This is a genomic window from Rhizobium sp. N621 (assembly GCF_001664325.1).
GTDB lineage: Bacteria > Pseudomonadota > Alphaproteobacteria > Rhizobiales > Rhizobiaceae > Rhizobium > Rhizobium esperanzae.
Window position 1 is genome coordinate 1,844,597 of record NZ_CP013495.1, and the last position, 26,699, is coordinate 1,871,295.

29 protein-coding genes, 2 tRNA genes and 2 pseudogenes are annotated in these 26,699 nt (G+C 59.8%); 19 read left to right on the forward strand and 14 right to left on the reverse strand.

Translation table 11 applies throughout. The features are described 5' to 3' along the window. The first annotated feature begins 89 nt into the window (after positions 1–89). Positions 90–926 carry an SDR family NAD(P)-dependent oxidoreductase gene (locus AMK00_RS08985; RefSeq protein ID WP_064810167.1) on the forward strand — a complete coding sequence of 279 codons (837 nt, stop codon included), beginning with the start codon at positions 90–92 and terminating at the stop codon, positions 924–926. A 151-nt stretch (positions 927–1,077) separates the two neighbouring features. On the opposite strand, the gene AMK00_RS08990 is transcribed toward AMK00_RS08985, so the two are convergent. Next, positions 1,078–1,404: a hypothetical protein gene (locus AMK00_RS08990; protein WP_064802052.1), complete on the reverse strand. Its 327-nt coding sequence runs from the start codon at positions 1,402–1,404 to the stop codon at positions 1,078–1,080. Between the two features lie 410 nt (positions 1,405–1,814). Here AMK00_RS08990 and AMK00_RS08995 point away from each other — a divergent pair, with 410 nt between their 5' ends. After that, entirely contained in the window at positions 1,815–2,480 is a 666-nt protein-coding gene (locus AMK00_RS08995) for an HAD family hydrolase (RefSeq protein WP_064802054.1), read from the forward strand. Between the two features lie 30 nt (positions 2,481–2,510). Here the strand turns inward: AMK00_RS08995 and AMK00_RS09000 are convergent, their stop codons facing one another. The 6 genes from AMK00_RS09000 to AMK00_RS09025 form a co-directional block, all read right to left on the reverse strand. Continuing rightward, entirely contained in the window at positions 2,511–5,168 is a 2,658-nt protein-coding gene (locus AMK00_RS09000; protein WP_064810168.1) for a nitrate reductase, read from the reverse strand. Continuing rightward, positions 5,168–5,518 (reverse strand): nitrite reductase small subunit NirD, encoded by a 351-nt coding sequence (gene nirD, locus AMK00_RS09005; RefSeq protein WP_064810169.1) that lies wholly within the window; start codon positions 5,516–5,518, stop codon positions 5,168–5,170. The genes AMK00_RS09000 and nirD overlap by 1 nt, the downstream gene beginning before the upstream one ends. Positions 5,519–5,522: 4 nt before the next feature. Then, positions 5,523–7,973, reverse strand: a complete 2,451-nt coding sequence (nirB, locus tag AMK00_RS09010) for a nitrite reductase large subunit NirB (protein WP_064802061.1) — start codon at positions 7,971–7,973, stop codon at positions 5,523–5,525. Positions 7,974–7,989: 16 nt separating this feature from the next. Continuing rightward, positions 7,990–9,231, reverse strand: coding sequence for an MFS transporter (locus AMK00_RS09015; RefSeq protein WP_064810170.1), 1,242 nt, complete (start codon positions 9,229–9,231; stop codon positions 7,990–7,992). 482 nt (positions 9,232–9,713) lie between these two features. After that, positions 9,714–10,994 (reverse strand): CmpA/NrtA family ABC transporter substrate-binding protein, encoded by a 1,281-nt coding sequence (locus AMK00_RS09020; RefSeq protein WP_189637632.1) that lies wholly within the window; start codon positions 10,992–10,994, stop codon positions 9,714–9,716. Positions 10,995–11,028: 34 nt separating this feature from the next. After that, positions 11,029–11,616, reverse strand: coding sequence for an ANTAR domain-containing response regulator (locus AMK00_RS09025; RefSeq protein WP_011425077.1), 588 nt, complete (start codon positions 11,614–11,616; stop codon positions 11,029–11,031). 212 nt (positions 11,617–11,828) lie between these two features. Between AMK00_RS09025 and AMK00_RS30625 the strand changes: the two genes are divergently transcribed. The 4 genes from AMK00_RS30625 (at position 11,829) to AMK00_RS09040 (ending at position 14,841) form a co-directional block, all read left to right on the forward strand. Beyond that, positions 11,829–11,990, forward strand: a complete 162-nt coding sequence (locus tag AMK00_RS30625) for a hypothetical protein (RefSeq protein WP_237350454.1) — start codon at positions 11,829–11,831, stop codon at positions 11,988–11,990. A gap of 39 nt (positions 11,991–12,029) precedes the next feature. Then, positions 12,030–12,689 (forward strand): peroxiredoxin, encoded by a 660-nt coding sequence (locus tag AMK00_RS09030; protein ID WP_064810172.1) that lies wholly within the window; start codon positions 12,030–12,032, stop codon positions 12,687–12,689. A gap of 147 nt (positions 12,690–12,836) precedes the next feature. Then, positions 12,837–13,793: a lytic transglycosylase domain-containing protein gene (locus AMK00_RS09035; RefSeq protein WP_064810173.1), complete on the forward strand. Its 957-nt coding sequence runs from the start codon at positions 12,837–12,839 to the stop codon at positions 13,791–13,793. Positions 13,794–13,887: 94 nt separating this feature from the next. Beyond that, a complete protein-coding gene (locus AMK00_RS09040; protein ID WP_064810174.1) occupies positions 13,888–14,841 on the forward strand; it encodes an NAD-dependent epimerase/dehydratase family protein in 954 nt (317 codons plus the stop codon). A 24-nt stretch (positions 14,842–14,865) separates the two neighbouring features. On the opposite strand, the gene AMK00_RS09045 is transcribed toward AMK00_RS09040, so the two are convergent. Next, a complete protein-coding gene (locus AMK00_RS09045) occupies positions 14,866–16,131 on the reverse strand; it encodes a glycerate kinase type-2 family protein (protein WP_064810175.1) in 1,266 nt (421 codons plus the stop codon). Positions 16,132–16,325: 194 nt separating this feature from the next. Between AMK00_RS09045 and AMK00_RS09050 the strand changes: the two genes are divergently transcribed. Together AMK00_RS09050 and AMK00_RS09055 are read left to right on the forward strand one after the other, a co-directional pair. Then, positions 16,326–16,625 (forward strand): DUF6074 family protein, encoded by a 300-nt coding sequence (locus AMK00_RS09050; protein WP_064802073.1) that lies wholly within the window; start codon positions 16,326–16,328, stop codon positions 16,623–16,625. A gap of 149 nt (positions 16,626–16,774) precedes the next feature. Beyond that, a complete protein-coding gene (locus AMK00_RS09055; RefSeq protein WP_020921112.1) occupies positions 16,775–17,179 on the forward strand; it encodes a low affinity iron permease family protein in 405 nt (134 codons plus the stop codon). 52 nt (positions 17,180–17,231) lie between these two features. Here the strand turns inward: AMK00_RS09055 and AMK00_RS09060 are convergent, their stop codons facing one another. Both AMK00_RS09060 and AMK00_RS09065 read right to left on the reverse strand, forming a co-directional pair. Continuing rightward, a complete protein-coding gene (locus AMK00_RS09060) occupies positions 17,232–17,591 on the reverse strand; it encodes a low affinity iron permease family protein (protein ID WP_064802075.1) in 360 nt (119 codons plus the stop codon). A 206-nt stretch (positions 17,592–17,797) separates the two neighbouring features. Then, on the reverse strand, positions 17,798–18,709 hold the full coding sequence (locus AMK00_RS09065) for a hypothetical protein (protein WP_064810176.1): 912 nt from the start codon (positions 18,707–18,709) through the stop codon (positions 17,798–17,800). A gap of 183 nt (positions 18,710–18,892) precedes the next feature. On the opposite strand from AMK00_RS09065, the gene AMK00_RS33565 reads away from it, so the two are divergent. Beyond that, positions 18,893–19,099: a hypothetical protein gene (locus AMK00_RS33565; protein WP_189637925.1), complete on the forward strand. Its 207-nt coding sequence runs from the start codon at positions 18,893–18,895 to the stop codon at positions 19,097–19,099. Between the two features lie 74 nt (positions 19,100–19,173). Here the strand turns inward: AMK00_RS33565 and AMK00_RS32925 are convergent, their stop codons facing one another. After that, positions 19,174–19,647, reverse strand: a complete 474-nt coding sequence (locus AMK00_RS32925; RefSeq protein WP_237352968.1) for a hypothetical protein — start codon at positions 19,645–19,647, stop codon at positions 19,174–19,176. A gap of 95 nt (positions 19,648–19,742) precedes the next feature. Between AMK00_RS32925 and AMK00_RS32930 the strand changes: the two genes are divergently transcribed. The 4 genes from AMK00_RS32930 to AMK00_RS09090 all read left to right on the forward strand — a co-directional run bounded on the left by AMK00_RS32930 (position 19,743) and on the right by AMK00_RS09090 (position 21,444). Then, a complete protein-coding gene (locus AMK00_RS32930) occupies positions 19,743–19,952 on the forward strand; it encodes a hypothetical protein (protein ID WP_237352969.1) in 210 nt (69 codons plus the stop codon). Between the two features lie 292 nt (positions 19,953–20,244). Continuing rightward, positions 20,245–20,424 carry a hypothetical protein gene (locus AMK00_RS32935; protein WP_082240285.1) on the forward strand — a complete coding sequence of 60 codons (180 nt, stop codon included), beginning with the start codon at positions 20,245–20,247 and terminating at the stop codon, positions 20,422–20,424. Positions 20,425–20,620: 196 nt separating this feature from the next. Beyond that, a complete protein-coding gene (locus AMK00_RS09085; protein ID WP_009986102.1) occupies positions 20,621–20,824 on the forward strand; it encodes a CsbD family protein in 204 nt (67 codons plus the stop codon). 305 nt (positions 20,825–21,129) lie between these two features. Continuing rightward, the gene (locus tag AMK00_RS09090; protein ID WP_064810178.1) at positions 21,130–21,444 is read left to right on the forward strand and encodes a hypothetical protein; all 315 of its coding nucleotides are present in this window, start codon (positions 21,130–21,132) and stop codon (positions 21,442–21,444) included. Positions 21,445–21,800: 356 nt separating this feature from the next. Here AMK00_RS09090 and AMK00_RS09095 read toward each other — a convergent pair. Beyond that, positions 21,801–21,875 (reverse strand) — tRNA-Asn (locus tag AMK00_RS09095). Positions 21,876–21,992: 117 nt separating this feature from the next. On the opposite strand from AMK00_RS09095, the gene AMK00_RS09100 reads away from it, so the two are divergent. Together AMK00_RS09100 and AMK00_RS09105 are read left to right on the forward strand one after the other, a co-directional pair. Then, a complete protein-coding gene (locus AMK00_RS09100; RefSeq protein WP_064802085.1) occupies positions 21,993–22,310 on the forward strand; it encodes a hypothetical protein in 318 nt (105 codons plus the stop codon). A 96-nt stretch (positions 22,311–22,406) separates the two neighbouring features. Further along, positions 22,407–22,694, forward strand: coding sequence for a hypothetical protein (locus AMK00_RS09105; protein WP_064802087.1), 288 nt, complete (start codon positions 22,407–22,409; stop codon positions 22,692–22,694). A gap of 54 nt (positions 22,695–22,748) precedes the next feature. On the opposite strand, the gene AMK00_RS09110 is transcribed toward AMK00_RS09105, so the two are convergent. After that, entirely contained in the window at positions 22,749–23,087 is a 339-nt protein-coding gene (locus AMK00_RS09110; RefSeq protein WP_064810179.1) for a KTSC domain-containing protein, read from the reverse strand. 112 nt (positions 23,088–23,199) lie between these two features. Then, positions 23,200–23,463 carry a hypothetical protein gene (locus AMK00_RS09115; RefSeq protein ID WP_064810180.1) on the reverse strand — a complete coding sequence of 88 codons (264 nt, stop codon included), beginning with the start codon at positions 23,461–23,463 and terminating at the stop codon, positions 23,200–23,202. 269 nt (positions 23,464–23,732) lie between these two features. Here AMK00_RS09115 and AMK00_RS09120 point away from each other — a divergent pair. From AMK00_RS09120 to AMK00_RS09130, 4 genes and pseudogenes are all read left to right on the forward strand, one after another. Then, a tRNA-Cys gene (locus AMK00_RS09120) sits at positions 23,733–23,806 on the forward strand. 174 nt (positions 23,807–23,980) lie between these two features. Then, positions 23,981–24,094, forward strand: a pseudogene (locus AMK00_RS33670) (thermonuclease family protein); the annotation flags it as partial. Positions 24,095–24,917: 823 nt separating this feature from the next. Next, positions 24,918–25,880 carry a sterol desaturase family protein gene (locus tag AMK00_RS09125; RefSeq protein WP_064802093.1) on the forward strand — a complete coding sequence of 321 codons (963 nt, stop codon included), beginning with the start codon at positions 24,918–24,920 and terminating at the stop codon, positions 25,878–25,880. Positions 25,881–26,306: 426 nt separating this feature from the next. Next, positions 26,307–26,516, forward strand: a pseudogene (locus AMK00_RS09130) (site-specific integrase); the annotation flags it as partial. Positions 26,517–26,699 lie beyond the last annotated feature (183 nt).

The following is a 26,699-nucleotide window of genomic DNA, read 5'->3' on the forward strand; positions in this document are numbered from 1 at the left end:
AATGGTGTGATAGAGCCGTAAATCCGGGAGGCGCAAAGAACTTCCGGACCTGTTTTCGTGCTGGTCAGGCTGAGCCGGAGGAGCATGTCATGAGTGATTTCATCGCCCGCCCCGAACATGGAATCGTCTGGATCTCAGGCGCGAGCTCGGGTATCGGCCGGGCGCTTGCGCTGAAGCTTGCCGGCGAAGGATACAAGGTCGCCGTCACCGCCAGAAGCCACGAAAAGCTGGTCGAGCTGCAGGCCGAAGCCAGCGGTCTTTCTGGCAATATTATCGTCCTCGACGGTGACGTCACCGATGCCGAGGACATGGAACATGTCCTGGCCTCTATCGAATATGAGCATGGCACGCTCGCCATGGCGATCCTCAATGCCGGTATCTATCTGCCGGTTCATGCCGAAGACCTGAACCGCGCCGATTTCGAAAACAGCTTTGCCGTCAACCTTTCCGGCGTCGTCAACTGTCTGTTGCCGGCGATCCGCCATATGAAGGCGAAAGGGCAGGGACAGATCGCCATCGTCTCTTCCGTCACCGCCTATGGCGGCCTGCCGACGGGGGCTGCCTATGGCGCCACCAAGGCGGCGTTGATCAACATGGCCGAAAGCCTGAAATTCGATCTGGACAAGATGGGCATCCGCATTCAGCTCATCAGCCCGGGCTTCGTTGACACGCCGACGGTGGCCAAGAGCGCCTTTCCTATGCCGACGGCGCTGGTGTCATCCGAAGAGGCTGCCCGCCAGATTGCCGCCGGGCTGAAATCGCAGGCTTTCGAGATCGCTTTCCCCAGACGCTTCACCACGATGTTGAAGCTGGCGCGTCTGCTCCCCTATGGCGCTTATTTCCCACTGATGAACTATCTGACTCGCTGGCGGCAACGGCCGCCGCTGGATGGTCACCATCCGGTGATGCCGCACCCTGCGGAATGATCAAGGGCGCGGGAATGGCCGAAACGCGCGGATCAAAAGCCTCTGCGGAGGCAGTCTTTATCTGCCACGACATGAAAAGGCCGGCATAAACCGGCCTTTTCCGAAGTGGTGCGCTTTTGCGCGACATGTTTCAAAGCGGGCGATTGCCTGCTCAGTTGTCGTATTCGCGGCAGGCTTCGCTGATCGATGCGCCGCTCTCACCGCCGCGCGTATCGACACCGGTCCCCTGCTGCGGCATGCCGGCGCATTCCATCGCCTGCGGCGGTCGGATGCTCTGGGTCGTGGTCGGATCGACGGGTGCGACCTGGACAGGGTGCATGCCATTGTCGCTGTTGGTGTAATCGGACGAATAATTACCCGAACTTGGATCGGTCGAGCCGCCATTCGTCGGTCCGACAGGATCCGGATTCGACTGGGCAAAGGCTGACGATGCCATGCCGATCGCGAGCAGCGAAGCGGCAATAAGGGATTTGGTCATGAGGATATCCTCCTTTGATTTTCATCATGGATGACCTCTGGGTAACCACTTGCAGGAATCATTGTTCCGATCTTTTTGAAAAACCTGCACGTGCACTTTGCATGGTTGCGCGTAAATCTTAACGCCCGACGCGGCAGCCTGCCTCTAGTGGCATGGGGAAACGCTGGAAATCAGTAGTACAGTCCTATCTGCGCGCCGATCCGGTCACGGCGCCGAAGAACTGTGCCGTGACCGGATCGGCTTGCGCCTCTCCTGCAACTTGATCACCACCTTGAGCACCACGGCTTTCTAAAGCATGCCGCGTCGCTGTCCTCCCCAGGCTTGCAAAACGCAGCGATTTGCCGTTTCATCGGCTCCAGCGACGACCATCCGACACTCCTCCTTAATGAGATACGCCCTTGTACCCGCCGATGCCCCACGGCTTCGAGAAGTCTTACGCCGCCTTCCTCTTCGATATGGACGGCACCATCCTCAATTCGATCCTCGCCGCCGAGCGTGTATGGAGCGACTGGGCCAGACGCCATGGGCTCGATGTCGCCGCCTTCTTGCCGAAGATGCACGGATCGCGCGGCATTGACACAATCACCCGGCTGAACCTGCCGGGCGTCAATCCCGAACACGAGGCAAGGCTGGTGACCGAGGCCGAAGTTGCCGATGTCGGCGATGTCGTTGCCATTCCAGGCGCAGCCGCCTTCCTGGCTTCGTTGCCGCCGGACCGCTGGGCGATCGTCACCTCTTCGCCCTTGCGTCTTGCCCGCCGCCGGCTGGAAGCGGCTGGCCTGCCTCTGCCGAGATTCATGGTGACGGCGGAGGACGTGACGGTCGGAAAGCCCGATCCGCAATGTTATATTCTCGGTGCCGAACGCCTCGGCGTCAGCACGCGGGATTGTCTGGTGTTTGAGGACGTCGCAGCCGGCATCAAGGCCGGCGAGGCGGCGGGCGCCGATGTCATGGTCGTTACGGCAACCCATCACCATAAAATTGAGACGCCGCATCCGACCATTTCTTCCTATGACGAGATCGCGGTCCGCATCTCAGCCGACCATAAAATGCTTGTCGTCCCGAGCGCAGCCTGACATCCGACGTCAGCATCCACGGTTGCGCATTCACTCCGCGGCTGCGGCGAGACAGCGATCGATGATCCTGCCGATCTCGCTGCGGCAGGAGCCGCAGTTGGTTCCGGCACTCGTTTCCTTGCCGACCGCTTCGACGCTGTGGCATCCGCCGCGCACCGCGGCAGCGATCTGGTTGACCCCGACACTGAAGCAGGAGCAGACGGTGGCACCGGGATCCGGTCTGCCGGCCCCTGGACGGCCTGCGACCAGCGCAAAGCGCTTCCTCAGATCGCCGTGGACGGCAGAGAGTTGCGAGATTGCCCAGTTGCGTGCGACGGCAACCGGTTCGCCCGCAAGAAACAGCGCGGCAAGCAGGATCTCGCCATCGAAGAAGGCGAGCCTGAGATCGCCCGATTGCCGGTCGGCGTAACCCAGGGGTTCGATCTCGGCCGGAATGGCGAACACCCTCCGGCACCAGGCCGTCCAGTCTTCGACAGCCTCGGTGAAGGCAAGTTCCAGCCGCCAGCCGCCGGCAGCCTTCGCCACCGCCCAATAGGCCGCGTCGGGTTTGTCCGGTTTGATGGCCGAGACCGCGAAACCGTAATGGCTGGCGCGGAAGGGCCGAACGGCGACGGCAACGTTCTTCGACGCCGGCTGGCCGGAAAGAGGGTCGGTGATCGGCGCGACCACGGCGTCGATCCGCGCTTTTGCTGCGAACTGGTCGTTCCAGTGCATGGGTGCGAAAACACCGCCGCGCGCCTGGCGGTCGGTCACCAGCGCTCGCACGATCGCTTTGCCATGGGGGCTCTCGATCTCGACGAGGCCGGCGCTTGATATGCCGTTCTCGATCGCATCGCGCGGATGGATCTCGGCAAAGGGTTCGGCGATATGGGCGGAAAGCCGCGCGCTCTTCCCGGTTCTTGTCATCGTGTGCCACTGGTCGCGGATGCGGCCGGTGTTCAGGGTGAAGGGAAAATCGGCATTGGTGCGATCGGTTGCCGGTGGTTTGACCGGAACGAAGCGCGCCTTGCCATCGGGATGGAAGAAGCCGCCCTCGGCGAAGAAGCGGGTGACGCCGGGTACGACGCCTGCCGGCTGCGGCCATTGAAAGGGCGACAGCTCGTCGTAGGCGCCGCCGCTGATGCCGGCGCGGGCGCCGATATCGAAATCGCGGCTGCCGTCATTTTCGAAGGCGGAAAGGGCGGCATGTTCCGCAAAGATCTCGACCGGCGCCTCGAAATCGAAGGCCTCTGCAAATCCCATGCGGCGGGCGACTTCCGCAAGCTGCCACCAATCGGCCTTTGCATCGCCGGGGACGTCAAGGAATGGCCGCTGCCGTGAGATGCGCCGCTCGGAATTGGTGACGGTGCCGTTTTTCTCGCCCCAGCCGAGCGAGGGCAAAAGCACGTGCGCGTGCCGAGTCGTATCGGTCTCTCTCAGGATGTCCGATACGACGACGAAGGGGCAGGCGGCGATGGCGCTTTCGACGTTGTCGGCATCCGGCATCGAAACGACCGGATTCGTGGCCATGACCCAGAGCGCCTTGATGCGCCCGTCTGCCACCGCGCGGAACATGTCGACCGCTTTCAACCCGGGCTTTGCGGCGATGATCGGCGAATTCCAAAAGCGCTGCACGCGGTCGCGGTCATCCGCATTCTCGATCGCCATATGGGCGGCAAGCATATTGGCGAGGCCGCCGACCTCACGCCCGCCCATGGCATTGGGCTGGCCGGTCAGCGAGAACGGCCCCATTCCGGCGCGGCCGATGCGGCCGGTCGCCAGGTGGCAATTGAGAATGGCATTGACCTTGTCGGTGCCGGAAGAGGATTGGTTGACGCCTTGGCTGTAGCAGGTGACGACTTTCTCAGTCGTCTCGAACAGGCGGAAGAACTCCCGGATCTGCATGACAGGCAGGCCGGTCCGTTCCAGGAGATCATTGATGTCAAGCTCGGCTGCTGCCGCGAAAGCGTCGCCGAAGCCTTCCGTATGGGCAGCGATATAATTCTGATCGATCGCCGGGCTCGTGGCGAGATGGGCAAGCAGCCCCATGAACAGCGCAATGTCGCCGTCCGGGCGAATTGCGAGGTGCAGGTCGGCGATATCGCACGTCATCGTCCGGCGCGGATCGATGACAACGATGCGCATGTTGGGTCGCGCCGCCTTTGCGGCGGCAAGCCGCTGGTAGATGACGGGATGACACCAGGCGAGGTTGGAGCCGGTCAGAACCACCAGATCGGCAAGCTCGATATCCTCATAGGTCCCGGGCACCGTATCGGCACCGAAGGCGCGGCGATGGCCGGCCACCGACGAGGACATGCAGAGCCTGGAATTGGTGTCGATATTGGCTGAGCCGACAAAACCCTTCATCAGCTTGTTGGCGATGTAATAATCTTCGGTCAGCAGTTGCCCCGAGACGTAGAAGGCAACCGAATCCGGCCCGTGTTCGGCGATCGTTTCGGAAAAGCGCTGGGCGACGAGATCAAGCGCCTCCTCCCAGCCGCTGCGTTCGCCCGAGATTTCGGGATAGAGAAGCCGGCCGTCGAGATCGATGGTTTCGGCCAGGGCCGAACCCTTCGAGCAGAGCCGGCCGAAATTGGATGGATGCTCGGGATCTCCCTTGACGCTGACGGCGCCGGCCTCGTCAACCGTGGCGATAACGCCGCAGCCGACGCCGCAATAGGGGCAGGTGGTCTTGACCTCAGCCGCCATTATTCAGCCGCCATCAACAGGCTTTCGAGCGCGATGAAGAGGGCGCCGTCCTCGTTGCGGACGGGTATGGTCCGCACCTCTCCCTCGTCGGCGCCGAGCGCCTTGCCGGTTTCGAGTGAGATCACCCAATTGTGCAGCGGGCAGGTAACGGCCTTGGCATGCACGATGCCCTGGGAGAGCGGGCCGCCCTTGTGCGGGCAGTGATCCTCGATGGCAAAGACCTCGTTTTCGGCCGTACGGAAAACGGCGATCTTGCCCTGCGGCGTCTTTACGCAGCGCGCGCCGCGCAGCGGGATATCGGAGATGTCACCGATCGAATGCCAGTTTTCATTGGGCCAATTCATGTCCATCTCCTTATTCGGCTGCCTGCGGATAGCCGATCGTCGCCATCGGCTTGAATTCGTGCTTGTCCTTGCCGGAAACACGCTCCGACCAGGGATCGACCTGGGCAAATTTCTGGGAGAAGACGAAGCGGTCGTAATAGGCCTTGCGCTTTTCGGCATCGCCCATGATCTGGCGGCGGATTTCGTCCAGACCGACCCGCTTGGCCCATTTGTAGATGCGCTCGAGGTAGCGGGCCTGCTCGCGGTACATCTGCGTCAGCGCCACGATATGCTCCAGCGCCTCGTCCTCGGTCTTCACAAGACCGAGCACCTCGGTGCCCTTGATGTCGAGACCGGCTGCGCCTGCGAAATGGATCTCGAAACCGGAATCCACGCAGATGACACCGATATCCTTGCAGGTTGCTTCCGCGCAATTGCGCGGGCAGCCGGACACCGCCATCTTCAGCTTCGCTGGCGTCCATGAGCCCCACATGAATTTCTCGATGCGGATGCCGAGACCGGTGGAATCCTGGGTGCCGAAGCGGCACCAGTCGGAGCCGACGCAGGTCTTCACCGTGCGCAAGCCCTTGGCATAGGCCTGGCCCGAGACGAAGCCGGCCTTGCCGAGATCGGCCCAGACGGCGGGCAGGTCTTCCTTCTCGATGCCGAGCAGGTCGATACGCTGGCCGCCCGTGACCTTCACCATCGGGATCTCGAACTTGTCGACGACATCGGCGATGGCGCGCAGTTCGTTCGAGTTGGTGACACCGCCCCACATGCGCGGCACGACGGAGTAGGTGCCGTCCTTCTGGATATTGGCGTGGACGCGCTCGTTGATGAAGCGCGACTGGTAGTCGTCGGCATATTCGTCGGGCCAGTCGCAGACGAGGTAATAATTGAGCGCCGGCCGACACTTGGCGCAGCCGCAGGAGGTCTTCCATTCCAATTCCTGCATGACGGCGGGAATGCTCTTCAGACCTTTCGCCTTGATCAGGCGGCGAACGTCGTCATGGCCGAGTTCGGTGCAGGTGCACATCGGCTGCACGGCAGCCGGATTGTAGCCGTCGCCGAGCGTCAGCGCCATCAGCTGTTCCACGAGGCCGGTGCAGGAGCCGCAGGAGGCGGATGCCTTGGTGTGGGCGCGCACGTCATCGAGCGACGTCAGCCCTTTGCTCGTGATCGTCGAGGTGATCTTGCCCTTACATACGCCGTTGCAGCCACAGATCTCCGCGTCATCCGGCAAGGCTGCAACGGCCGCCATAGGGTCCAGCGGCGACCCTCCCTGGTAGGCCTGACCGAAGATCAGCGTCTCGCGCATCTCCGAAATATCGGTCGCTTTTTTCTTCAGATCATTGAACCAGGCGCCGTCGGCGGTCTCGCCGTACAGCACCGTGCCGATGATCTTGTTGTCCTTCAGCACGAGGCGCTTGTAGACGCCGGCGCTGGCATCGCGCAGGACGATCTCCTCGCGGTCATCGCCGTCGGCGAAATCACCGAGCGAATAGAGTTCGATGCCGGTGACCTTCAGCTTGGTCGGCGTGTCCGCATGCACGAATGCAGGCGTGCGGTCGTCCGAGAGATGTGCCGCGGCAATGCGGGCCATCTCGTAAAGCGGCGCGACGAGGCCGTAGACCATGCCGCCCACCTCGGCGCATTCGCCGAGCGCAAAGATATCGCCGTCCGAGGTCTGCATGCCGGCATCGACGACGATGCCGCGATTGACCGCAAGGCCGGCGTCCTTCGCCAGGCCGACGCTCGGACGAATGCCGACGGCCATGACGACGAGGGTTGCCGGGATGATGCGGCCGTCGTCGAGCTCGATGCCCTCGACCTTGCCATTGCCGACGATCGCCTTGGTATTGGCCTTGCAGATGACCTTGATGCCGCGTTCCTCGACCGCCTTCTGCAGGAGATAACCGGCGGCGGGATCGAGCTGGCGCTCCATCAGCGTCGGCATGACGTGCAGGACGGTGACGTCCATGCCGCGCTGGGCAAGGCCGGCCGCCGCTTCGAGGCCGAGCAGGCCGCCGCCGATGACGACCGCCTTTTCGCGCGACTGGGCGGCAAGCAGCATGGCCTGCACGTCGTCGAGATCGCGATAGGTGATGACGCCGGGCAGATCCTTGCCGGGAACCGGGATGATGAAGGGCACGGAGCCGGTGGCGATCACCAGCTTGTCGTAGCTTTCGGTGACGCCGTGGTCGGAAGTGACCGTCTTGGCGGCGCGATCGATGTTGATGATCTTGTGGCCCTTGTAGAGCGTGATGCCGTGCTTGATGTACCAGCCGTCACCGTGAATGATGATCTGCTCGTAGTCCTTTTCTCCGGAGAGAACCGGCGACAGCATGATGCGGTCATAATTGACGCGCGGCTCGGCATTGAAGATCGTGACTTCATAGCGTCCGGGCGCCCGCTCGAAGAGGTGCTCCAGCATGCGCCCGGGCGCCATGCCATTGCCGATGATAACCAGTTTTTCAGTCATATTTACAGTCCTTGGATCAGGTTGCAGCCACGGGCGCAGGGTGCCCTTGGCGCGACAATTGCTTGACGGACAGGTGCATCCAGATGAGCGAGATCGCCACGATCGCGAAAAGCAGCAGGAAACAGCTGGACCAAAGGCCGGTCATATCCTTGAGGAGGCCAAAGGCGATCGGCAGAATGAAGCCGCCGAGCCCGCCCATCATACCGACGATGCCGCCCACGGCGCCGACGCTGTCGGGGTAATAGGCCGGAATGTGCTTGTAGACGGCGGCCTTGCCGAGGCTCATGAAGAAGCCGAGCACGAAGATGACGACGATGAAAATGACCGGAGTGATCGCTGTGGCCGGCAGCGAAAGGATGAGGGTGGCCACAGCCGACACGGCAAACATCGCGTACATGACGCTGCGCGCGCCTTTCTTGTCCGACAGTACGCCGCCGAAGGCGCGGAAGATACTGCCTGGGATGGAGTAGGCGGCCGCGATCATGCCGGCCGTTTCCAGGTTGAAGCCGTAGACGCCGACGAGATAGCGCGGCAGCCACAAGGACAGGGCGACGAAGCCGCCGAAGGCGAAGAAATAGTAGAGCGAGAATCGCCAGACCTGAACGTTCTGCAGCGGCGCGAATTCCTGGGCCAGGCTCTTGGAGGCGACGCCGCGTTCGCGGCGCAGACGGAAAGCCGGGTCATCGGTCGTGGTGAACCAGAAGACGATTGCCATCAGCGCCAGACAGGCGGCCCAGATCTCGGCAACCGCCTGCCAGCCCCAGGCGAGCAGAACGAAGGGGGCCGCGAATTTGGTGACGGCCGCACCGACGTTACCGGCGCCGAAGATGCCGAGCGCCGTGCCCTGCTTCTCGGCCGGAAAGAAAGGCGAGACATAGGCGACGCCGACTGCGAAGGAGCCGCCGGCAAGGCCAACACCGAGGCCGGCGATCAGCATCTGAGTGTAGGTGTGGGCGTAGGAAAGCAGGAACGTCGCCACTGCCGCGGCAAGCATCGTCAGCGTGTAGACGAGACGACCGCCGTAACGCCCAGTCCAGATGCCAAGAACGATGCGCACGATCGAACCGGTGAGCACGGGCGTGCCGATCAGCAGGCCGAACTTGGCCTCGTTCAGCCCGAGTTCCTGTTTGATGCGGATGCCGATGATCGCGAAGATCGTCCACACCGCAAAACAGAGGGTGAAGGCCACAGTGGAGATCCACAGTGCTTTGGCTGGTTCGCCGGCTGACATGGGCTGCACTTTCTCAATGGCAGACATAGCTTCTCCGTGGCCCGACAAGGTCGTGCCGATCCATTGCTGGGGGTTAAAACAAAAAGCCGCTGGTCAGGACGCGCTTGCACGAGGCGCGCGAATATCCTGATCAGCGGCTTTGCTGGTGGCGCCCGCCGTTGGACGCCCAATCATTGGCCTTCCGGCCTATCTACCTCAAAGCAATCCGAACACCGGGTTGCTGAATTTGATCGACTACCGTTTGCTTTGCATGTCGCAACGTAGCCCGTGTCTTGATGAGCGCCCGCGTGTGCCCATTTTGCCCCGATCGCCGTTGATCCGTGCAATACAAACAATGCAAACCGCGTGCCAATTTTCTACGTGTTACTCAAGTCTTTGAAATAAAAGCTTTTCGAGGGAGATTTTAGCCTTGCCTGTTTTTCGAGCAGCTGCAGAGGTGCAAATCTTTTGTGCGTTGCGATAGGGTGAGTGCCGATCCGTGCTGGCGTTTTGTGCAGGCCGGCATGGCATCAGGTTTCGTCGTTGCCGGAGAAGAAGGGCAGGGTGCTCCTGACGGCAAAGCCCGCGACATAATCCGGCAGCTCTGCGGGATCGAAGATCCGACCATCCATGAAGCGATCGTTCTCTTCGCCGCCTTCGACGCGGATATCGGGGTCAACAGGCGCGTTGTTGTCGCCCAGAGCTGCGCGATAGAGATCCGGGCGATAGGCGGAGGTGGCGGCCCGTGCCTTGTTGAGGCTGGTCTCCGCCTGTCCCCAGCGGATCATCTGGCTGTAAATCCAGAGGGCATGGCTCGGCCTCGGATAGTTGGCGAAACCGGAATGGAATTGGAAATAATCCGGGATGACGCGGCGGTTGCTCCTGGCATCGAGGTTGAATTCGCCGGCGAGAACGCTGCGGATGATGTTTACCGGGGCGGCGATGTAACGAGGATCGGCAAGGGCGGCCGCCAACACGTCGTGATTGTCCGGGCGGTCGCACCATCGCGCTGCAGCGTCGAGCGCCACGATCAATCGGGAAACGGTCTCCGGATGGCTTTCGGCCCAATCCGGCCGCATGCCGATCACCTTTTCAGGAGCCGAGGGCCAGATATCCTGCTTGGCGGCGACGATGCGGCCGAGCCCACGCTCCGAGGCAACCATATTCCACGGGGCGCCTACACAGAACCCGTCGATCGCACCGGCCGCCAGCGCGTCTGATGTCATCGGCGGCGGCACGACGACGAGCTTGACGTCGTTGTCGGGATCGATGCCGCCCGCCGCCAGCCAGTAACGGAATTCGTAATTGTGGGAAGAGAAAGGATAGGTAACGCCGAAGGTTGGCAGCGGCTCTTCGCGCGCCTTCATTGCCGCCAATGTCTTTGCCAGGGCGCGGGCATTGTCGAGCGCGCCTGCCGTTTCCGGCAGGCGCGCGTCCTCGCGCATCCTCTCGAAGAGCCGGGCCGATAGGGTGATGGCGTTGCCGCCGCGCCCCAACGAAAAAGGCGTGATCGTCGGCGACGGGTTGGAGCCGAGGCCGATCATCGAGGCGACCGGCATCGGCGAAAGCATATGGGCGATGTCGAACTGGCGAAACGCCAGGCGGTCGCGAACATTCGCCCAGGAAACGTCCTTGACGAGATCGAGAGTCAGGCCTTCTTTCCGTGCAAAACCGAATTCTGCCGCCGCAATCAGCACCGATGCGTCGACCAGCGGAATGAATCCGGCTCGCAGCACCTTGGGGCCTTCGTTGTTCACGCGTGCGGGCAAGGGCAGCCCGCCGGAATTGGCGGTCTTCGTCATCATATCCACTCCGGTTTCCTCCGGAAATTCGCAATATCGGCCATTACATCAAAAGCCCCGCTGCGGTGACGACGCTCTGGGCGATCTCCGACATCTTCTTCTTTTCGTTCATTGCCGTCTGGCGCAGCAGGGCGAAGGCCTCTTCCTCGGAGAGGCCGCGCATCTTCATGAGTATGCCCTTGGCGCGCTCGATGAGCTTGCGTTCTTCAAGCGCCGAGCGGGCATCGGCGAGCTCGCGCCGCAGCCGGCTGAAGGCATTGAAGCGGCTGACGGCCATGTCGAGGATCGGCTTGACCCGCTCCTTCTTCAATCCGTCGACGATATAGGCCGAGACGCCGGCGTCGACGGCGGCCTCGATCGAGGCCGTATCGGAGCGATCGACGAACATGGCGATTGGGCGGCTGACCGTGCGCGTCAGCTGGAACAGGTGTTCCATCATGTCGCGGTTGGGATTCTCGATATCGATGATGATCACGTCGGGCATCAGCGTTTCGATCGTTCGCGCGATGCCGTTGACCTCATGCACGACGGTGACGCGCGCATGCCCTGCCTCGCGCAGTCCTTCCTCGATGATGGAGGCGCGTATGGCATTTTCGTCGATCACCAGAATTGTCAGATCGCGATGCGTCATTCGTATATTTATGACGCGCTGCAGCAATTTTTGCAAGGTGTTCGCCTGAAAAATGTGCATAAAATGGTATGCATAAAAAATAATCAAATGCCGCAGTTTCGGGCTCGGCGACGAGGTCGATCGTCACCGTACGGTCAGCGCTGGTCGTGTGCTTTGGCGGAGGCGATCTTTCGCCCGCGTCTCTTTCGTCACGCATCTCTGCCGGAAAAATAATGCCGCAGCAGGCCGGAAATCGAAAGAGCATGCCTTCGGTTATCGTGGTATATGACTTACTTAAAATCCTGGGCTGGGAAAAATTGCCTTCGGCGGGTGCGATTAAAGAGTCGCAATCTCACGGCCGCTTCCGGCGGACAGATCCTGTGGCCTCGATTTGAGATGAATAAGATTGGACACAAGGCTTTGGAGGGCCGACCATGAGCTTACGTATCAACGATATTGCCCCCGATTTTACCGCCGACACCACACAGGGACCGATCAGCTTCCATGATTGGATCGGCAGCGGCTGGGCCGTCCTGTTCTCGCACCCGAAGAATTTCACGCCTGTCTGCACGACGGAGTTGGGCGCCATGGCCGGCCTCGCCGACGAGTTTTCCAAGCGCGGCGTCAAGATCATCGGCATCTCCGTCGATCCGGTCGAAAGCCACGCCAAGTGGAAGGGTGACATCAAGACCGCAACCGGCTTCGACGTCGATTATCCCCTGATCGGCGACAAGGACCTGAAGGTCGCCAAGCTCTATGACATGCTGCCGGCCGGCGCCGGCGACAGTTCCGAAGGCCGCACGCCTGCCGACAATGCGACGGTGCGCTCGGTCTTCGTCATCGGCCCGGACAAGAAGATCAAGCTGATCCTGACTTATCCAATGACGACGGGCCGCAATTTCAATGAGATCCTGCGCGCCATCGACTCCATCCAACTGACGGCCAAGCACCAGGTGGCGACGCCGGCAAACTGGAATCAGGGCGAAGATGTCATCATCACCGCCGCCGTTTCCAACGACGACGCGATCGCGCGTTTCGGCTCCTTCGATACGGTTCTGCCCTACCTCAGGAAGACGAAGCAGCCATCAGCCTGAAAACGGCTTTCAAATCCGTTCCCGAAGCCGCCGCGGCGATTGCCCGGCGGCTTTTTTCATGCCGCATTGCCAAATGGGGAAGCTTCGCGCCCTGATCGATGTTATCTAACATGAGCGTCGCGATGGAAGTTAACCTGCTGAGATCCGATGATAGGGCGAAAGCGTCAGTCCGGCATTTTGAGGAGATCGGCGAAGGCCCTGCTTTCGCTCTGTTTTCTATTTTCCGTCAGCGATACGCCGAAAGCTCAGCCGGAAGAGAGTGCTGCCGAGCCGGCCTGTCTCTATTCGGGACCCTCGGCCTCGGGATCGGGCGAGAGGCTCTGCGTCCGCAGAGAGAGTTTCAATCGTGACCTCTGCAATGCGATTGAGCATTTCGCCGAGGCCAGTCGGTTGCCGCCAGCTTATTTCGCTCGGCTCATCTGGCGCGAAAGCACCTTTCGCCCCGACGCGGTCAGCTTCAAGGGAGCGCAGGGCATTGCGCAGTTCATGCCTGGAACGGCGAAACTTCGCGGCCTCGAAGACAGCTATCAGGCGCTGGAAGCCTTGAGGAAATCGGCGCAATATCTTGACGAACTGCGCAACCGTTTTGGCAATCTCGGCCTTGCCGCCGCCGCCTATAATGCCGGCGAAAACGGTCTTGCGACTTATCTTACGTCAGGGAGGTTACCCTACGAGACGCGGGGCTACGTGATGGCGATCACCGCACACACAGTCGAGGAGTGGAAGGACAATCCGCCTGAGGATGCGGCCGTCCCGCTCGACAAGGACAAGCCCTTCCTTGACGGCTGCGTGGCGCTTGCCGAAAGCCGAATATTGAAGGACACGCCTTGGCGTCAGGAGGGCATTTGGGCTCCCTGGGGCATTCAACTTGCGGCGAATGCCGATATAGCGGTGGTCCGGCGGATGTTTCGCGATGCCGTACAGGATCTACCGGCGCCATTGAATGCGGAGCAGCCGTTGATCTTGCGCCAGCGCGATCGCAGCTTCGGTTTTCGACCGCGTTATGCCGCCCGTATCGCCCGGCAGACACGCATGGAGGCCAACGACCTCTGCAATCAGATCCGCAAGCATGGCGGCACCTGCCTTGTTTTCAGGAACCAATAGCGGGCCTGCCCCATTCGCAGCGAAAAGTCTGCTTGCAGGATCGCTGGACGGCGCAGCATAGTCGCAGCGCGTCATGCTATCGGGAGGGAAGACAATGCGCGTTTTGGTCATCGGGGCAACGGGCCACGTCGGAACCTATCTCATTCCCCGTCTGGTGGAGGCGGGTCACGACGTCGTCACAATCAGCCGCGGCGCGGCAAAGCCTTATACGGCAAACCGCGCCTGGGCCTCCGTCGATCAGCGACAGATGGATCGGGTAGAGATGGAGCGGAAGGGTGATTTCGGTCCGGCCGTGCGGGGAGTGAAAGCCGATATCGTCATCGACATGATCTGCTTCACGCTGGAAAGCGCCGTGCAGCTGGTGACGGCGCTGTCAGGGCATGTCGGCCATTTCCTGCATACCGGCACGATCTGGACACATGGATATCCGGTGGCCGTGCCGACACGGGAGGAAGCGCCGAAATCTCCGTTCGGTGACTATGGCATCCAAAAGGCGGCGATCGAGACCTATCTGCTGCAGCAGGCAAGACTCCGGGGCTTTCCGGCGACCGTCATCCATCCCGGCCACATTGTCGGCACCGGATGGGCGCCGCTCAATCCGGCCGGCAATTTCAATCTGCAGGTCTTTTCGACCCTTGCCCGCGGAGAGGCTCTGGCGCTGCCCAATTTCGGTCTGGAGACCGTTCATCATGTCCATGCCGATGATGTCGCAGCGATGTTCATGGGTGCGATCGCCCATTGGAACGCATCGATCGGCGAGAGTTTCCATGCGGTTTCGGAACAGGCGTTGACGCTTCGCGGCTATGCGGAGGCGATGTCGCGATGGTTCGGGCATGAGCCGAAGCTCACCTTCTCGCCCTTCGACCGCTGGGCCGAAGGCCAGACGGCCGAGGATGCGGAAGCGACATGGGAGCATATCGCCCGCAGCCCGAATTGCTCGATTGCCAAAGCCGGGCGCCTGTTGGGCTACGCACCGAGATATACCTCCCTACAGGCGGTGCAGGAATCAGTCGGCTGGCTGGTCGGGCAGGGGCGGATCAAGACCTGATCGCCAGTTAATCGTTCATGGGCTTTAACGGATGAGGATCGCTCGGAAATCGTTGACGTTGGTTCCGGTCGGACCGGTCTCGAAGAGATCGCCGATCGCCTTGAACGCTGAGTAGCTATCATTGCCGTCGAGCAGCCGGCGCGGATCGAGCCCGGCGGCGCGAAGACGTTTCACCGTGCCGCCATCGGCAAAGGCGCCGGCATTGTCTTCCGAGCCGTCGATCCCGTCCGTGTCGGCAGCCAGCACATCGATGTCGTCCTGTCCATCGATCGCAAGCGCCATGGCAAGGGTGAATTCGCCATTGCGTCCGCCCTTGCCGCCCTTGGCTCTCAGCGTCACCGTCGTCTCGCCGCCGGACAGGATGACGACCGGCTTTGAAAATGGCCTGTTTCGCCCCAGGACCTCGCGGGCGATGGCCGCATGCACCAGCGCCACGTCACGCGATTCGCCTTCGATGGCATCTGAAAGGATTCCCGGCGTGATCCCTTGCGATGTCGCCTCGGCGGCGGCCGCCGCCAGCGAAACGCCGGCAGAGGCGATGATGTAATGCTCGTGCCGCATGAATACCGGATCGTCCGGCCGCGGCGCATCAGCCTTCGGCGAGTTCAGGTGGTCGAGCGCGGCCTGCGGCAGCTGCAATCCATATTGCCTGATAATCTCCAGCGCTTCGTGCCGTGTTGAACCGTCAGGCACCGTCGGCCCGGAGGCGACATGGGCCGGGTTGTCACCTGGAATGTCGGAAACAATCAGGCTGACGACTCTCGCTTTCGTCGCCGCCGCCAGCCTTCCGCCCTTGATGGTGGAGAGATGTTTGCGCACCACATTCATCGCCGAGATCGGCGCTCCTGAAGCAAGCAGCATTTCGTTAAGCGCAATTTCGTCTTCGAGCGTCAGCCCCTCCGGCGGAGCGGGCAGCAGCGCCGAGCCGCCGCCGCAGATCAGTGCGATCACCAGATCGTCTTCCGTCAGCCGGTTCACCGTTTCGGTCAACCGCTTGGCCGCAGCGAGCCCCGCAGCGTCAGGCACCGGGTGGGCTGCTTCGATGATCTCGATGAAGCGCGTTTCGCAGCCATAGCCGTATCGGGTGACCACCAATCCCTCGATCGGTCCCTCCCATGCGCTTTCGAGCGCCCGCGCCATCTGCGCCGCGCCCTTGCCGGCGCCAATCACGACGGTTCTTCCTTTCGGTTTCTCCGGCAGATGCGATTTGATGCCGGTCAGCGGATCGGCGGCGCGAACCGCCGCGTCGAACAGGCTTTTCAGGAAATCGCGGGGGGCGGTTATCGTCATCGGTGGTCTCTGCTGCCTCAATGTGTCGATCATGATGGGGACTGTCGGCGCATCGGCGTGGCGGCGTCAAGGCCGAAGATGCGATGATCTGACGGCAGTGACGCAGAGTCTGGCCATTGAAAGAGGCGAACGAATAGAAAGCATTAACCATCGTCCCGTAGACAGCATATAGGATCAAAGGAAACCTGTGTTCGATGGCCACTGAAACGACCTGCCGCCCCGCCGCCTCTCACGACGGCAAGATTATTGCTTTTCCCTCCGCAACCGGAACTGCCAATGTCGAGCGCTGCGCTCGGGAACTCGGCCGCCGGCATGGCGCGGACGCGATCGAATTCTGGAAGACAGAGTGCCGCAGGCTTGCCGATCAGCTTCTCGCCGCGGGAATGCCGGAGAGCGATGTCGGCCAGCGGGTGATGGAGTTTCAACAAGATGTCCAGATCGAACTGGTCCTCAGCCACCAGAAGCAGGCCGTTGCCAAATCGCGGAAACGCTGATTCATCAGGTTGAATCCGACGCGTCTGACCTGCAATCTCATGCATTGAGCAGACGGTCCGGATCGACCTCGACGGCATGAGGAACTTCCGCCCGGATCTGGAGTTGATGTTGTCGATTGACAGCATTGACGCTGCGGGAGCCTACTCGAATGTCGAACAAATCCAACTTCTTCTCATCCTTCGCAACCGCCGTCGCCGAGCTGTCGGGAAGGCCGTTCACCTTTGTCGCAGCTCTGATGCTCGTCCTCCTCTGGGCGATATCAGGCCCTTATTTCGATTATTCCGAAACATGGCAGCTCGTGATCAACACGACGACCACCATCATCACCTTCCTGATGGTGTTTGTGTTGCAGAACAGCCAGAACCGTGACGGAAAGGCTCTGCAGGCCAAGCTTGACGAGCTCATTCTGACGAGTCAGGCCGCCAATAAATTCGTCGGCATCGAAAAGCTGGACGAGGGCGAGCTCAGGGAAATGAGCAAGACGCTTGCAGAAAAGGCCGAAAGCGTCGAGGAAAAGGCGGAGGAGAAATCCGCCGCAGAGGCGTCCGGCTAGCGCATCGGCTCGTCCGAAAGGACGCACGCCGCTCTAAACGCGGTGCACTGCTTCAGGCGCGATTCTGCGAAATCTGATCTTGATGCTGCTGGCGCATGTCTTCAATGGCGCCGACATCTTTCTTCTCCGCCGCAATCCAATGGTTCCCCGCCTCACTTGATCGGATCAGTTCGTCGAGCTTGGTGTGGAGTGCCTTCATGTCCCGATTTTGGGAGTGCTGCACCAGCAGCAAAATGAAGAATGTAATGAGTGTCCCCACCATGTTGGTCAGCAAGAACCACTGCCGGGGAAAGGAAAAGATCAAACCCACCGCGGTCCATATAGCTGTGAACGCGATCAGCGCGGCAGGAAGCACATGATGCCCTGCCCATGATACGGCGAGGTCAGAAATCTGTCGAAAGCGCCAGCGCATACGGCTCTCCACAGCCCGTATAAGGGAAGATGGAGCAGATCGGGGCCGTGTCCATCAACCAAGGCGCGTTGCATGTCGTTACCGCAAAACGCGGCCTGGTTTTGCGCGGCAGTTGCCCGGATGGTCGCGGATAATCCAACTTCGGGAAAGCCGGGATATCCAACTGAGGGGCGCAGCATTCAGCTTGCGCCCCATGGGTGCATCCATCAGATCCGGGAAGTGACGACGAGATCTTCCTCTGCGTCGCGTTGCGAACCTCCCAGGGCCGCGGCCGCAGCGGCTATGAAAGCGCCGACCAGAAGCGATAAGGATCCAAGCAATGCCGTGGTCGCGGCGGCTTTTCGTGCCTCGTCGGCAGCCTTCTGGGTGGCGGCCTTGGCATCGTCGATACGTTTCAGCACCGTATCGACACGGGCGCGCGCATCGGCTTCGGAAAGACCGGTCCGCGCAGAGACGATGGTGGCAAGATAGGCCTTGTCGTCATCCGGAATTTGTCCTTCGGCAGCGCCATTGAGAAGGATGCGGGAGACCTCCGATGTTGCCGCAGCATCATTGGATGTCGCTGCCGCACGCGCCTGGTCAGGACGCAGCAATGCATCGGTAAAATAGGCGGTGGAAAGATCCAGCGGCGAAGTTGCCGACGATGCCGCTGCCGTACCGGCGGCCGAGCCTACGGCTTGCGCGGTCGATCCCACCGCCTGTGCACCGGCACCGGCAAGCGATGTCAGCGACGATGCTAGAAAGCCGGCGACGAAGATCGTTGCCAGAGCCCAGCTTATGAAACCGTGCGCGGTGTCGCGGAAGAAAACCTCATCGGTATGGACGGCGGCCCATTTTGTGCGCAGACGGCCGGTTACATAGCCTCCGAGTGCGGAGGAGAGCCATTGCACGACGACGAGCCAGATCGCCGCTGTGATGCCGAGCGTGCCGAGCGAACTGCTTTGTCCTGACCAGGGCGACACCATCGTCAGCCCAAGCCCGGATCCCAGAAGCAGAAGGATGAGGGTCACTCCGATCGCGGCGGCTGCGCCACCGAAGATGGGTCCCCATGTCATGGCGGATTTGGAGGATTCGACCGGAGCAGCAACCTCTCCGGAATCTGTCATTGAAACCGACATGATCCGTTCCTATCGCATAAACAGAGCCAGAAGAATGATGATAGGCAGTGGAACACCGAGCAGCCAAAGTAGAATACCGCGACCCATGAGAGACCTCCTGTCAAAGGCGACGTTACGTGGTTGATGCCACACAACTTTTAAGCAAAGCGTTTGTTCCCGGCCGGTGAGAGCGGTCGGTTTGACGTGCGCGATTTCCTGTCAATCGCGCGGCAGCATTTGAAGGAGCAGCAGATTACCGGAGCGGTTGCCGCATCCTTGGCATTGAAGGCGTTTGGCCAGACTGGCGAGAGACAGGTTCTGGCCGCAGCGCCGGGCAATATCCCGCCGGTCGATAAACGTCTGGCGGCGACATGCGCGGCAACGGGCATAAATGACGAACCACTCCGGTAACGTCGCCAATGTTGCCTTTTCGATTTCGACGGCGTGGCGATCAGGGGGCGCGAGGCCGATACCGCGACGATGTCTCATGGCCCTTCAAAACGTGTCCGTTCACATGCCATGCCGCGGCTCACGTCCTTATCTCTCAGGGCAAGCTGAAGTCGCAGATGATGGCAATCCAGCAGCAGCGTCGTAATGGCGGCACGGCTGTCCCCTTGGTGAAAAGCGACAACTGCGTCGACTTCTTCTCTCAACGTTTCTTCTGCCAATTTCTCGGCTGCCTGCGGACGCACGACCTTTATCTCCTTCAGAGCTTTCAATCCGATTTTCACCTGCCGCCTCGCCGATGTTCCTATTATGTTCTCATCGGTCTCCGAGTCAAGAATGAAGGCCTTTCCACGGGGCCGTTCGGTCAGCAACCGAGGCGGTGCGCGACGCAGGGACGTTCCTGTACGCTTTCGAACTGAAACAATCTCTAGAGGCTTTTGTTTGCTGCCTATCGGCAATGAAGCAGCGAGGAGGATATCCAATGCTTCTGAGAGTGATGGCAGTAACAGCAATCACGATTGGCCTGGCAACGTCGGTAATGGCGCAATCAGGTGGAGGCTCGGGATCGGGCAGCGGCAGCGGAGCTTCAGGTTCCGGCAGCGGCACCATGTCTGGTTCGGATACTGGCGGTTCCGGCAACACCAACTCCAATGGTGCCGGCGCAAATACGACTATCGGCGCCGGTGCGACCGGTGCGACCGGCTCCGGCGGCGATCCGAACGACTGTCAGCGCCAGCAGGCCGGCGGCACCGGCAACCCGGCTCCCACCTCCGGCAATAACTCGACACAACCCGACGCGGCAAATGCATGCCGTTGAACGTTGGCGTCGCTTCGTCAATTTGCCCCGGAAATCAGTATCGCTTCCGGGGCGTCGTTTGCGTCGTGGTATCTTGTAATATCGGGGGAACGGCCAGCGATATCAGCGTATTGCACGCAAATTTATCCCGACTGGCACGAATTTTAGCGGCTGGGGCTGACGTCCGTTGAAAGGCGCGCCTATATCTTCAGGCGCAGAGCGATTTCGGAAAAGATGACCCCGGGAAACACGTCCGTGGTTCTCGAAGGAGCGGCTCTCGCTAATCGAGCGCAGCGGAATGGGAGAAGCATCCATGAGCAGATTTCGAGCATTTTTAGCAGCCGGAGCAATTGGCCTGTCTGTCATTGCCTCAGCTTGCTCGACACCGCCAAATTCATATGGCTCGGCATCGGGATACCAGCCGGGCGATTCCATGAACCCGGCCTGCGCGGACGGCTTCCGACCCGGCGACGGCCGTTCGTGCAGCTATTAGGTCAGGCGCCGCTTCAAATCTGATGCGGACATAGAACCCGATATCGAGCCCTCCGGCGGCATGAGCGATCGAGGGCGAATCCTGTCACCCGCTGCCATATGAAGAATTTTGGTTCTGCAATGGTTGGCGACTTGCCGAAGCGGAACCCTTATCGCTCCTCTCCGTTCCTCTATCCTAACAACAGGAGGAATAAGCCATGGATTGGAACCGCGTCGAAGGTAATTGGAAGCAGATGAAAGGCAAGGTCAAGGAGCAGTGGGGCAAGCTGACGGACGACGATCTTGACGTCATCAACGGTAAGCGCGATCAGCTCGAAGGCAAGATCCAGGAGCGCTACGGCTACGAGAAAGACCGTACCCGGCGAGACATTGACGATTGGTACAATCGCCAGACCTGGTAATTCGCATCATCGGGGGAACGGATCGGTCAATCGACACGCCCAATTTGATGGGCGTGTCATTTTCGCATCTATATCCGACAGATGCCAGCAGCGCGTGCGCGCCGCGTCGATAGCCAGTCGCGGCCGGCTGACTGCCCGTGGGCGCTTGTTCTGTCGCCTGCGCACAGCATGAACACTAATGGCCTGCTCGAGCATCACAGCGTCCACACCAGCGGCGCGTCGGCTGGTGTTTTTTGTGAGCGGGCCGTCGTTCATGGGAGGTTAATGCTTATTAACCCAGAATCGCGGCTTGAAAGGATGCGCCGATGAAGATGCTTTTTGCCTCGCTTGCAGCCATTGTCTTGTCTGCATCTTTCGCCCTGCCGCTAAACGCCGCGCCGATTGTCGTGTCGAAAGCGGTAGCTATGCACACCGCCGACGTCGAGCAGGTCAAACACCGTCGCCACGGCAATAGACATGCGTATGGTCACTGGAAGAAACACCGGTACGCTTACCGCGACTGCCGGTATTACGGCTCGTGCTATCGCCCGCGGTATTACGGCAGCCGCGACTATTACGGCTATCGCGACTATTATCCCTATCGTCATCAGTCGGGTGTGACCGTGTATTTCGATTTTTAGTCGGCAATGCCACGGAAGCGCGCCGCCGGTCTCACCGGCCGGCGGCTTTGCCGATTCTCGCTCTTGCAATAAAGGGGACAGATGAAGGCACCTCCATCCATCTCCGACAGATAGCTGCGGCCAATGAGACTGCCCTGTTCGCACTCGATCCGGTCCCAAAAATTCGTTCGTTGATGCTTTCGCCCGCCTCAGCGATAACCGCTGACAGCCGGTTCCTCATCCGCACGCCATCAGGCAACAATTCGCTTCGCTTGACGTGATCAACGAAAAACGGCTGGCAAAAGTGGGTAGGGAAAGCGGGCGAAGTAAGTGCCTGCCTTCGGATTGCTCAACAAACAGGCACTTATTTCTAGAATTGGCTCCCCGGGCCGGATTCGAACCGGCGACCTGTCGATTAACAGTCGAATGCTCTACCGCTGAGCTACCAGGGATCACTGCTTGGCGCGGTGTGAGTGGGCTAATACAAATGCTTGCCCGATTTGCCAAGCGGTTTTTTCAAAAAAATGAAATGAACTTGTATTTGGACGGCCTGTGCCCATCTCTGGGAAATGACAATTAGGAATGATCGCCAAGAGACAATGGGCAACGAAAAGCGCAGAAGGCGGGGAGGGCGCTTCGGTATCGACCACGTAAACCACAGGCTTGTGCTCGGCTCTTTCAGCATCGGCATGCCGCGCTCACGCATCGGGCGGATGGCAATCGGCACGGCCCTCGTTTTCTGTGGCTTGCTGGGTTTCCTGCCGGTCCTCGGTTTCTGGATGCTGCCGCTTGGCCTCCTGGTGCTCTCGCATGATCTTTCCATTGCCCGCCGGCTTCGGCGCCGGCTGGCAGTCTGGTGGCACAGGCGGCGAAAGCCGGCCGGGTAGCGGCGGTCGCCGGAGACGTCCTGCGGGAACCGTGGATCGTTTTCTGCATTGGTGGTTTATGGAGCTGAAACGCACCACGATGATCCGGGTGAGGATATGAAGCCGTTGTTTATTGCAGTTTTCTCGGTGGCAGCGATCGTCTCAGCCACATCAGCCGAGGCCCAGGCCGTCGACAGTCGCGGTTTTGACGCAAGCGGTATCTGCCGCCGCCCCGAAGGCTGCGTCATCGATCAAGGCCAAGGCGGCTATAACGGGCCTCGCAACTATCGCAATTTTAACGGCCGCAACGAGCGCGACGGCAGCAACGATCGTGGTCGGGACGATCGCCGCTTCCGTTCCCAGCACAGGACCTCGCTTGAGAGCGTCGGTATCATCGTTGGCTGATCACGCAGGTCCGGTTGTCAAGTTCGATCTGTATGCATCCGGATGAATGCGATTCTAATTCGATCGCAGTTCGCTTTCCTCGAAAATCCCGCCATGGCCCTGATCGAGCTCGGTTGCCGTCAAGAGACTGCAGGCGGCAAGAAGCAGAACGAGCTTCAGTCCGTGGACTGCCATCGAGACCGGTTGTCGACGGGCCGGTGAGACGCGCGATGGCGCGATATAATACCGGTAATAGAAGTGTGGATCGTCCGTTTCCAGAAGGTTCTGGTAGACATGTGGCGGAATGTTCGCATGTCTCACCGGCGCGGAACGAGCGAACTTTACGTGGAGATCCCGGGTCTCGACATCATATGCAGCACGTCCCTGCCTTTCTTTGAGGGCAGCCCATTCCATCGCAGCTCCTATCCCTCCCACGGCGATAAGATGGCGGGCAGGCGCTCTAAGTCAAGTTGGGAGTTTGTTCAAATGCCGCCGGTGGTTCTTCGTGTCCCGAGTGGCAGGCAATTCACCAGGATCGGCCGGTGTCGAAATCTTCGCACTCTTCCTCTGTCATCTGGCGGTGAACAAGCTTGCCGTCGACGACCTTGCGCATCACGTGGCCGGTAATCGGCATCTTCGTGTTGATGTCGGTGACAGGTTCGGTAACGAGGGCATAGCCCCACTCGTCTTCCTTGCCTCCGTTCACATAGATCATCGAGATGCGTTTGAGCGTGGCAAGCAGTGAAAAGAAGATGTCTTTGGCGGTCCCGCCGAATGTCGCGTCGTGCATGATTTCTCCCCAGAAAATGGGGATCAACCAAATCGGTTCGCATTACAATCGTAACTATTTGGGGTGATGCCGAAAGGCCGGACTTTTATTGGTGTATAGTTAATCGGCTATCATCATCCAAGCATAGAGCGGGTCACGCAGGATTGTCCGCAAACGCCTATTCGGAATGAAAAAAGGATCACATTCAGAATGAAAGGTCTTGCGCTCATTGTAGAGCTGGTCTAAATCGCGGCCACCACACGATATTTTTCGATGTCGGTCACAGGTGAGGCCTCGTGGCGGAGTGGTGACGCAGAGGACTGCAAATCCTTGTACCCCGGTTCAATTCCGGGCGAGGCCTCCAAAAATTCCCTAAGAAAAGCAGCGGCTTAGCAAAAGGCTCCGGACTTCCGGGGCCTTTCATGTGCCATTCATGTGTGGCACAAAATTTTACCAACAATTACAACGAATTTCCCGCGAGGCACATTTGGCTCCCGGCAGCTCCACGGCACATGCCTGAGGGTGATGTTCAGCGGCGCGGTCCACCGTCAACATCTATCGAACGAACGGGGAGGAGATCGGGAAGAAGCTGCTGACGGAAGGCATTGCTCGCAGCTGGAACCCGAGGCGAAGCAACGATTGGTGTGGCTGAGGTCGAAAGGGGATGGCCGCCCACCCCGCTAAGCTGCGGCGGGGTTTTTTTGTCCAGCTCCGGAACCGCATCGGGACAATAATGGTTAACTCCCCGGATCGCGGGAGAAAGCCAGTACCTTCAGATCGCATAATGCCTTCCTCTTAGCGATCCACCCCATCCTAGAGTTGGGTCGTGCGGAGGCAATTTTCCGGTCAGCTCCCAAAGCGACGCTCCGCGCGACCCGGCACTTTCGATATTTTCACACACCTTGTTTTTCGCCAGTGACGCGATGATGGCGTCGAGCTGTCGGGTCGTTTCCTTCGGCCGCGCGCTAGAAATCGACCCTAAAACGTTAAGGAAGCGCTATCGCCGCGAGCTGGTCATCGGCGCCCCGAAACTGGAAGCTGCTCTGATCGACCACCTTCTCCGCCTTGCCGACGACAAAGGTGATGTTGCGTTGGAATGTCGATGCCGGATCTATCGACCATGTTCTGCCGAAACGCCAATGACAAAAAAAGCCCCGCCTTAGGTAGGACGGGGCTGGTTATGGGTTGCGATGGGCCGCACATCGAAGTGTCGAGCGGCTGCTGTGGAACAAATCTCAGCACGGCCCGAGGTCTTACGATCGGCGGTGCCTATGTAGTTCTTTTTATAAGCCTTTCGGCCGGCCATGTAATTCCAGCAGCTTTTCGTAGTGCTCCTCGACCCTCCTACATGCCTCCGGGACTGCACTTCCACCGCCGGTAATACATCAAAAGGACGCCCCGATCGTCCTTTGAGCAATCTGGCAAAAGCGCATCGTCAGAACTAAGCTGTACGAGTTCGCGTTTGGAGCAGGGCCATGGAGCTGGTCGAATACTGCCTGCACAAGCTTGGAAGCTTTTTTTACGGCACTTACTATCTGAATGGTAGGGCAATGGCGCTCAGTTTCGCCATTTCCATTGGCCTGGTTCTGACGGTTTTCGCGGTGGAACTCACCTATGTGGGGTTCGGCAATTCCGGGTTCCGTCGGGTTTTCTTCGAACGCAGCAAATCCACAATCACCGACATCGTCTATTTCGTCCTTCAGGCGACGGGAATGATTACGCTATTCGCGGCGCTCGCATCATTTGGTCTGTCCTATGCCATCATCCGCGCGGCTCAGGATGCCCCCCACCTGGACCTTGCCCGGAGGCTGCCAGGCTGGGCACATGTTCTCTTGTTCCTAGTGCTGTCAGACTTCTTGAGCTACTGGCAGCATCGGTTGATGCACCAGCTGCCGGTACTATGGCGGCTGCACGAATTTCACCACGCAGCCGAAGAGTTCAACGCGCTGACTTCGTCGCGGGAGCATCCGCTGGAGAAGGCCATAAACATGGCCATTATGGTCGTTCCGGCGCTGCTTATCGGCCTGCCAACAGCCGAATTCGCCATCGTGACCATCACCTTTGGCGCCATTGGTCTGGTCAAGCACAGTGCCATTCCCTGGCATGGATGGTTTGGCAAATACGTGATCCAGTCACCACGCGACCACTTCATCCATCACTCCCGAGTGCCGGAACATCACGACAAGAATTTCGCCAATTATTTCCCGATCTGGGATCATTTGTTCGGCACCTATTACGAGGGCGATGCAGACGGTGCAAAGCTCGGTCTGGACCGCGACTACTTCAACCAAACTGATCCGTTCCGCGAAAGCATCGCCACAGAAATCCGTTTCTTCCAACGCGCGGGGCAAGCTGCCAAGGCCAAGTGCGGCATAGGTCCCATAAGCGGAAAACCTGCCTCGCCGCCGGGGCTGTCGGGCCCGGAACAGCGCCGATAGCGCGAAGCTGGCATCGCTCTGTTGTGATAAACGGCAGCTTTCTGGAATCCACGAACTAGCTCCGATTGACAGAAATGGGTCGATTCCAGCCGCCGCTTCCGCTCCAACAAACCCGGGTTTAATGCGTTGATGTGGAGCCGATCGCAAATCCGTTGGAAAGGCCGCCAAATTCATAATACCCGTGCACCTCTAGCCGATAAACTGTCGCCCCTCGGGCAAACATATCAACATGCTCTGTCGATACGTATTCACACTGCCGGATTTTGTCGCCAGCGGGGAACTCCGACCGCTGCGCGATCCATCAATCCCGATGGGCATGACGCGTGAAATCCTTATGTAGGTTATCTGCTCCGTTGCTACTCGGACCCCTTATCGTCTTAGCCGAAGTCAATAACACGTATTAGGCAATTGCTTTTTAAGTAAGCGGGCTTGCACGCGCTCCGCCATTTCTATGCGAGCTGGCTGGTCAACCGCAAAGAGGATGGCTGTCTCGGCCTGCCGGCGAAGATGGTGCAGGATCGGCTAGGGCATGCTTCGATCGTCATGACGACGGATGTCTATGGGCATCTGTTCCCGCGTTCTGATGATGGGAAAGAAATGGAGCAAACGGCAAACACCTTGTTCAGTGCGACATAACTGCGACATGGCGGCAAAAAACGCTTTGAAAACAATGGCGGAATAAATTCTGCAAATCCTTGTACCCCGGTTCAATTCCCGGCGAGGCCTCCAATTTCTCCTCATCGCTGCTAAAGAGTTGCGAAACCTCGCTGATTTTGGAGGCGATTGCTCGGCCGCACTATTTTAAGGGCAAGCGCCCGC

Coding starts and splice junctions, on each gene's coding strand:
- AMK00_RS08985 (WP_064810167.1), top strand. CDS start 90: ATGAGTGATTTCATCGCCCGCCCCGAACATGGAATCGTCTGGATCTCA.
- AMK00_RS08990 (WP_064802052.1), bottom strand. CDS start 1,404: ATGACCAAATCCCTTATTGCCGCTTCGCTGCTCGCGATCGGCATGGCA.
- AMK00_RS08995 (WP_064802054.1), top strand. CDS start 1,815: ATGCCCCACGGCTTCGAGAAGTCTTACGCCGCCTTCCTCTTCGATATG.
- AMK00_RS09000 (WP_064810168.1), bottom strand. CDS start 5,168: ATGGCGGCTGAGGTCAAGACCACCTGCCCCTATTGCGGCGTCGGCTGC.
- nirD (WP_064810169.1), bottom strand. CDS start 5,518: ATGGACATGAATTGGCCCAATGAAAACTGGCATTCGATCGGTGACATC.
- nirB (WP_064802061.1), bottom strand. CDS start 7,973: ATGACTGAAAAACTGGTTATCATCGGCAATGGCATGGCGCCCGGGCGC.
- AMK00_RS09015 (WP_064810170.1), bottom strand. CDS start 9,231: ATGTCTGCCATTGAGAAAGTGCAGCCCATGTCAGCCGGCGAACCAGCC.
- AMK00_RS09025 (WP_011425077.1), bottom strand. CDS start 11,616: ATGACGCATCGCGATCTGACAATTCTGGTGATCGACGAAAATGCCATA.
- AMK00_RS30625 (WP_237350454.1), top strand. CDS start 11,829: ATGCCGCAGCAGGCCGGAAATCGAAAGAGCATGCCTTCGGTTATCGTG.
- AMK00_RS09030 (WP_064810172.1), top strand. CDS start 12,030: ATGAGCTTACGTATCAACGATATTGCCCCCGATTTTACCGCCGACACC.
- AMK00_RS09035 (WP_064810173.1), top strand. CDS start 12,837: ATGATAGGGCGAAAGCGTCAGTCCGGCATTTTGAGGAGATCGGCGAAG.
- AMK00_RS09040 (WP_064810174.1), top strand. CDS start 13,888: ATGCGCGTTTTGGTCATCGGGGCAACGGGCCACGTCGGAACCTATCTC.
- AMK00_RS09045 (WP_064810175.1), bottom strand. CDS start 16,131: ATGACGATAACCGCCCCCCGCGATTTCCTGAAAAGCCTGTTCGACGCG.
- AMK00_RS09050 (WP_064802073.1), top strand. CDS start 16,326: ATGGCCACTGAAACGACCTGCCGCCCCGCCGCCTCTCACGACGGCAAG.
- AMK00_RS09055 (WP_020921112.1), top strand. CDS start 16,775: ATGTCGAACAAATCCAACTTCTTCTCATCCTTCGCAACCGCCGTCGCC.
- AMK00_RS09060 (WP_064802075.1), bottom strand. CDS start 17,591: ATGCGCTGGCGCTTTCGACAGATTTCTGACCTCGCCGTATCATGGGCA.
- AMK00_RS09065 (WP_064810176.1), bottom strand. CDS start 18,709: ATGTCGGTTTCAATGACAGATTCCGGAGAGGTTGCTGCTCCGGTCGAA.
- AMK00_RS32930 (WP_237352969.1), top strand. CDS start 19,743: ATGTCTGGTTCGGATACTGGCGGTTCCGGCAACACCAACTCCAATGGT.
- AMK00_RS32935 (WP_082240285.1), top strand. CDS start 20,245: ATGAGCAGATTTCGAGCATTTTTAGCAGCCGGAGCAATTGGCCTGTCT.
- AMK00_RS09085 (WP_009986102.1), top strand. CDS start 20,621: ATGGATTGGAACCGCGTCGAAGGTAATTGGAAGCAGATGAAAGGCAAG.
- AMK00_RS09090 (WP_064810178.1), top strand. CDS start 21,130: ATGAAGATGCTTTTTGCCTCGCTTGCAGCCATTGTCTTGTCTGCATCT.
- AMK00_RS09100 (WP_064802085.1), top strand. CDS start 21,993: ATGACAATTAGGAATGATCGCCAAGAGACAATGGGCAACGAAAAGCGC.
- AMK00_RS09105 (WP_064802087.1), top strand. CDS start 22,407: ATGAAGCCGTTGTTTATTGCAGTTTTCTCGGTGGCAGCGATCGTCTCA.
- AMK00_RS09110 (WP_064810179.1), bottom strand. CDS start 23,087: ATGGAATGGGCTGCCCTCAAAGAAAGGCAGGGACGTGCTGCATATGAT.
- AMK00_RS09115 (WP_064810180.1), bottom strand. CDS start 23,463: ATGCACGACGCGACATTCGGCGGGACCGCCAAAGACATCTTCTTTTCA.
- AMK00_RS09125 (WP_064802093.1), top strand. CDS start 24,918: ATGGAGCTGGTCGAATACTGCCTGCACAAGCTTGGAAGCTTTTTTTAC.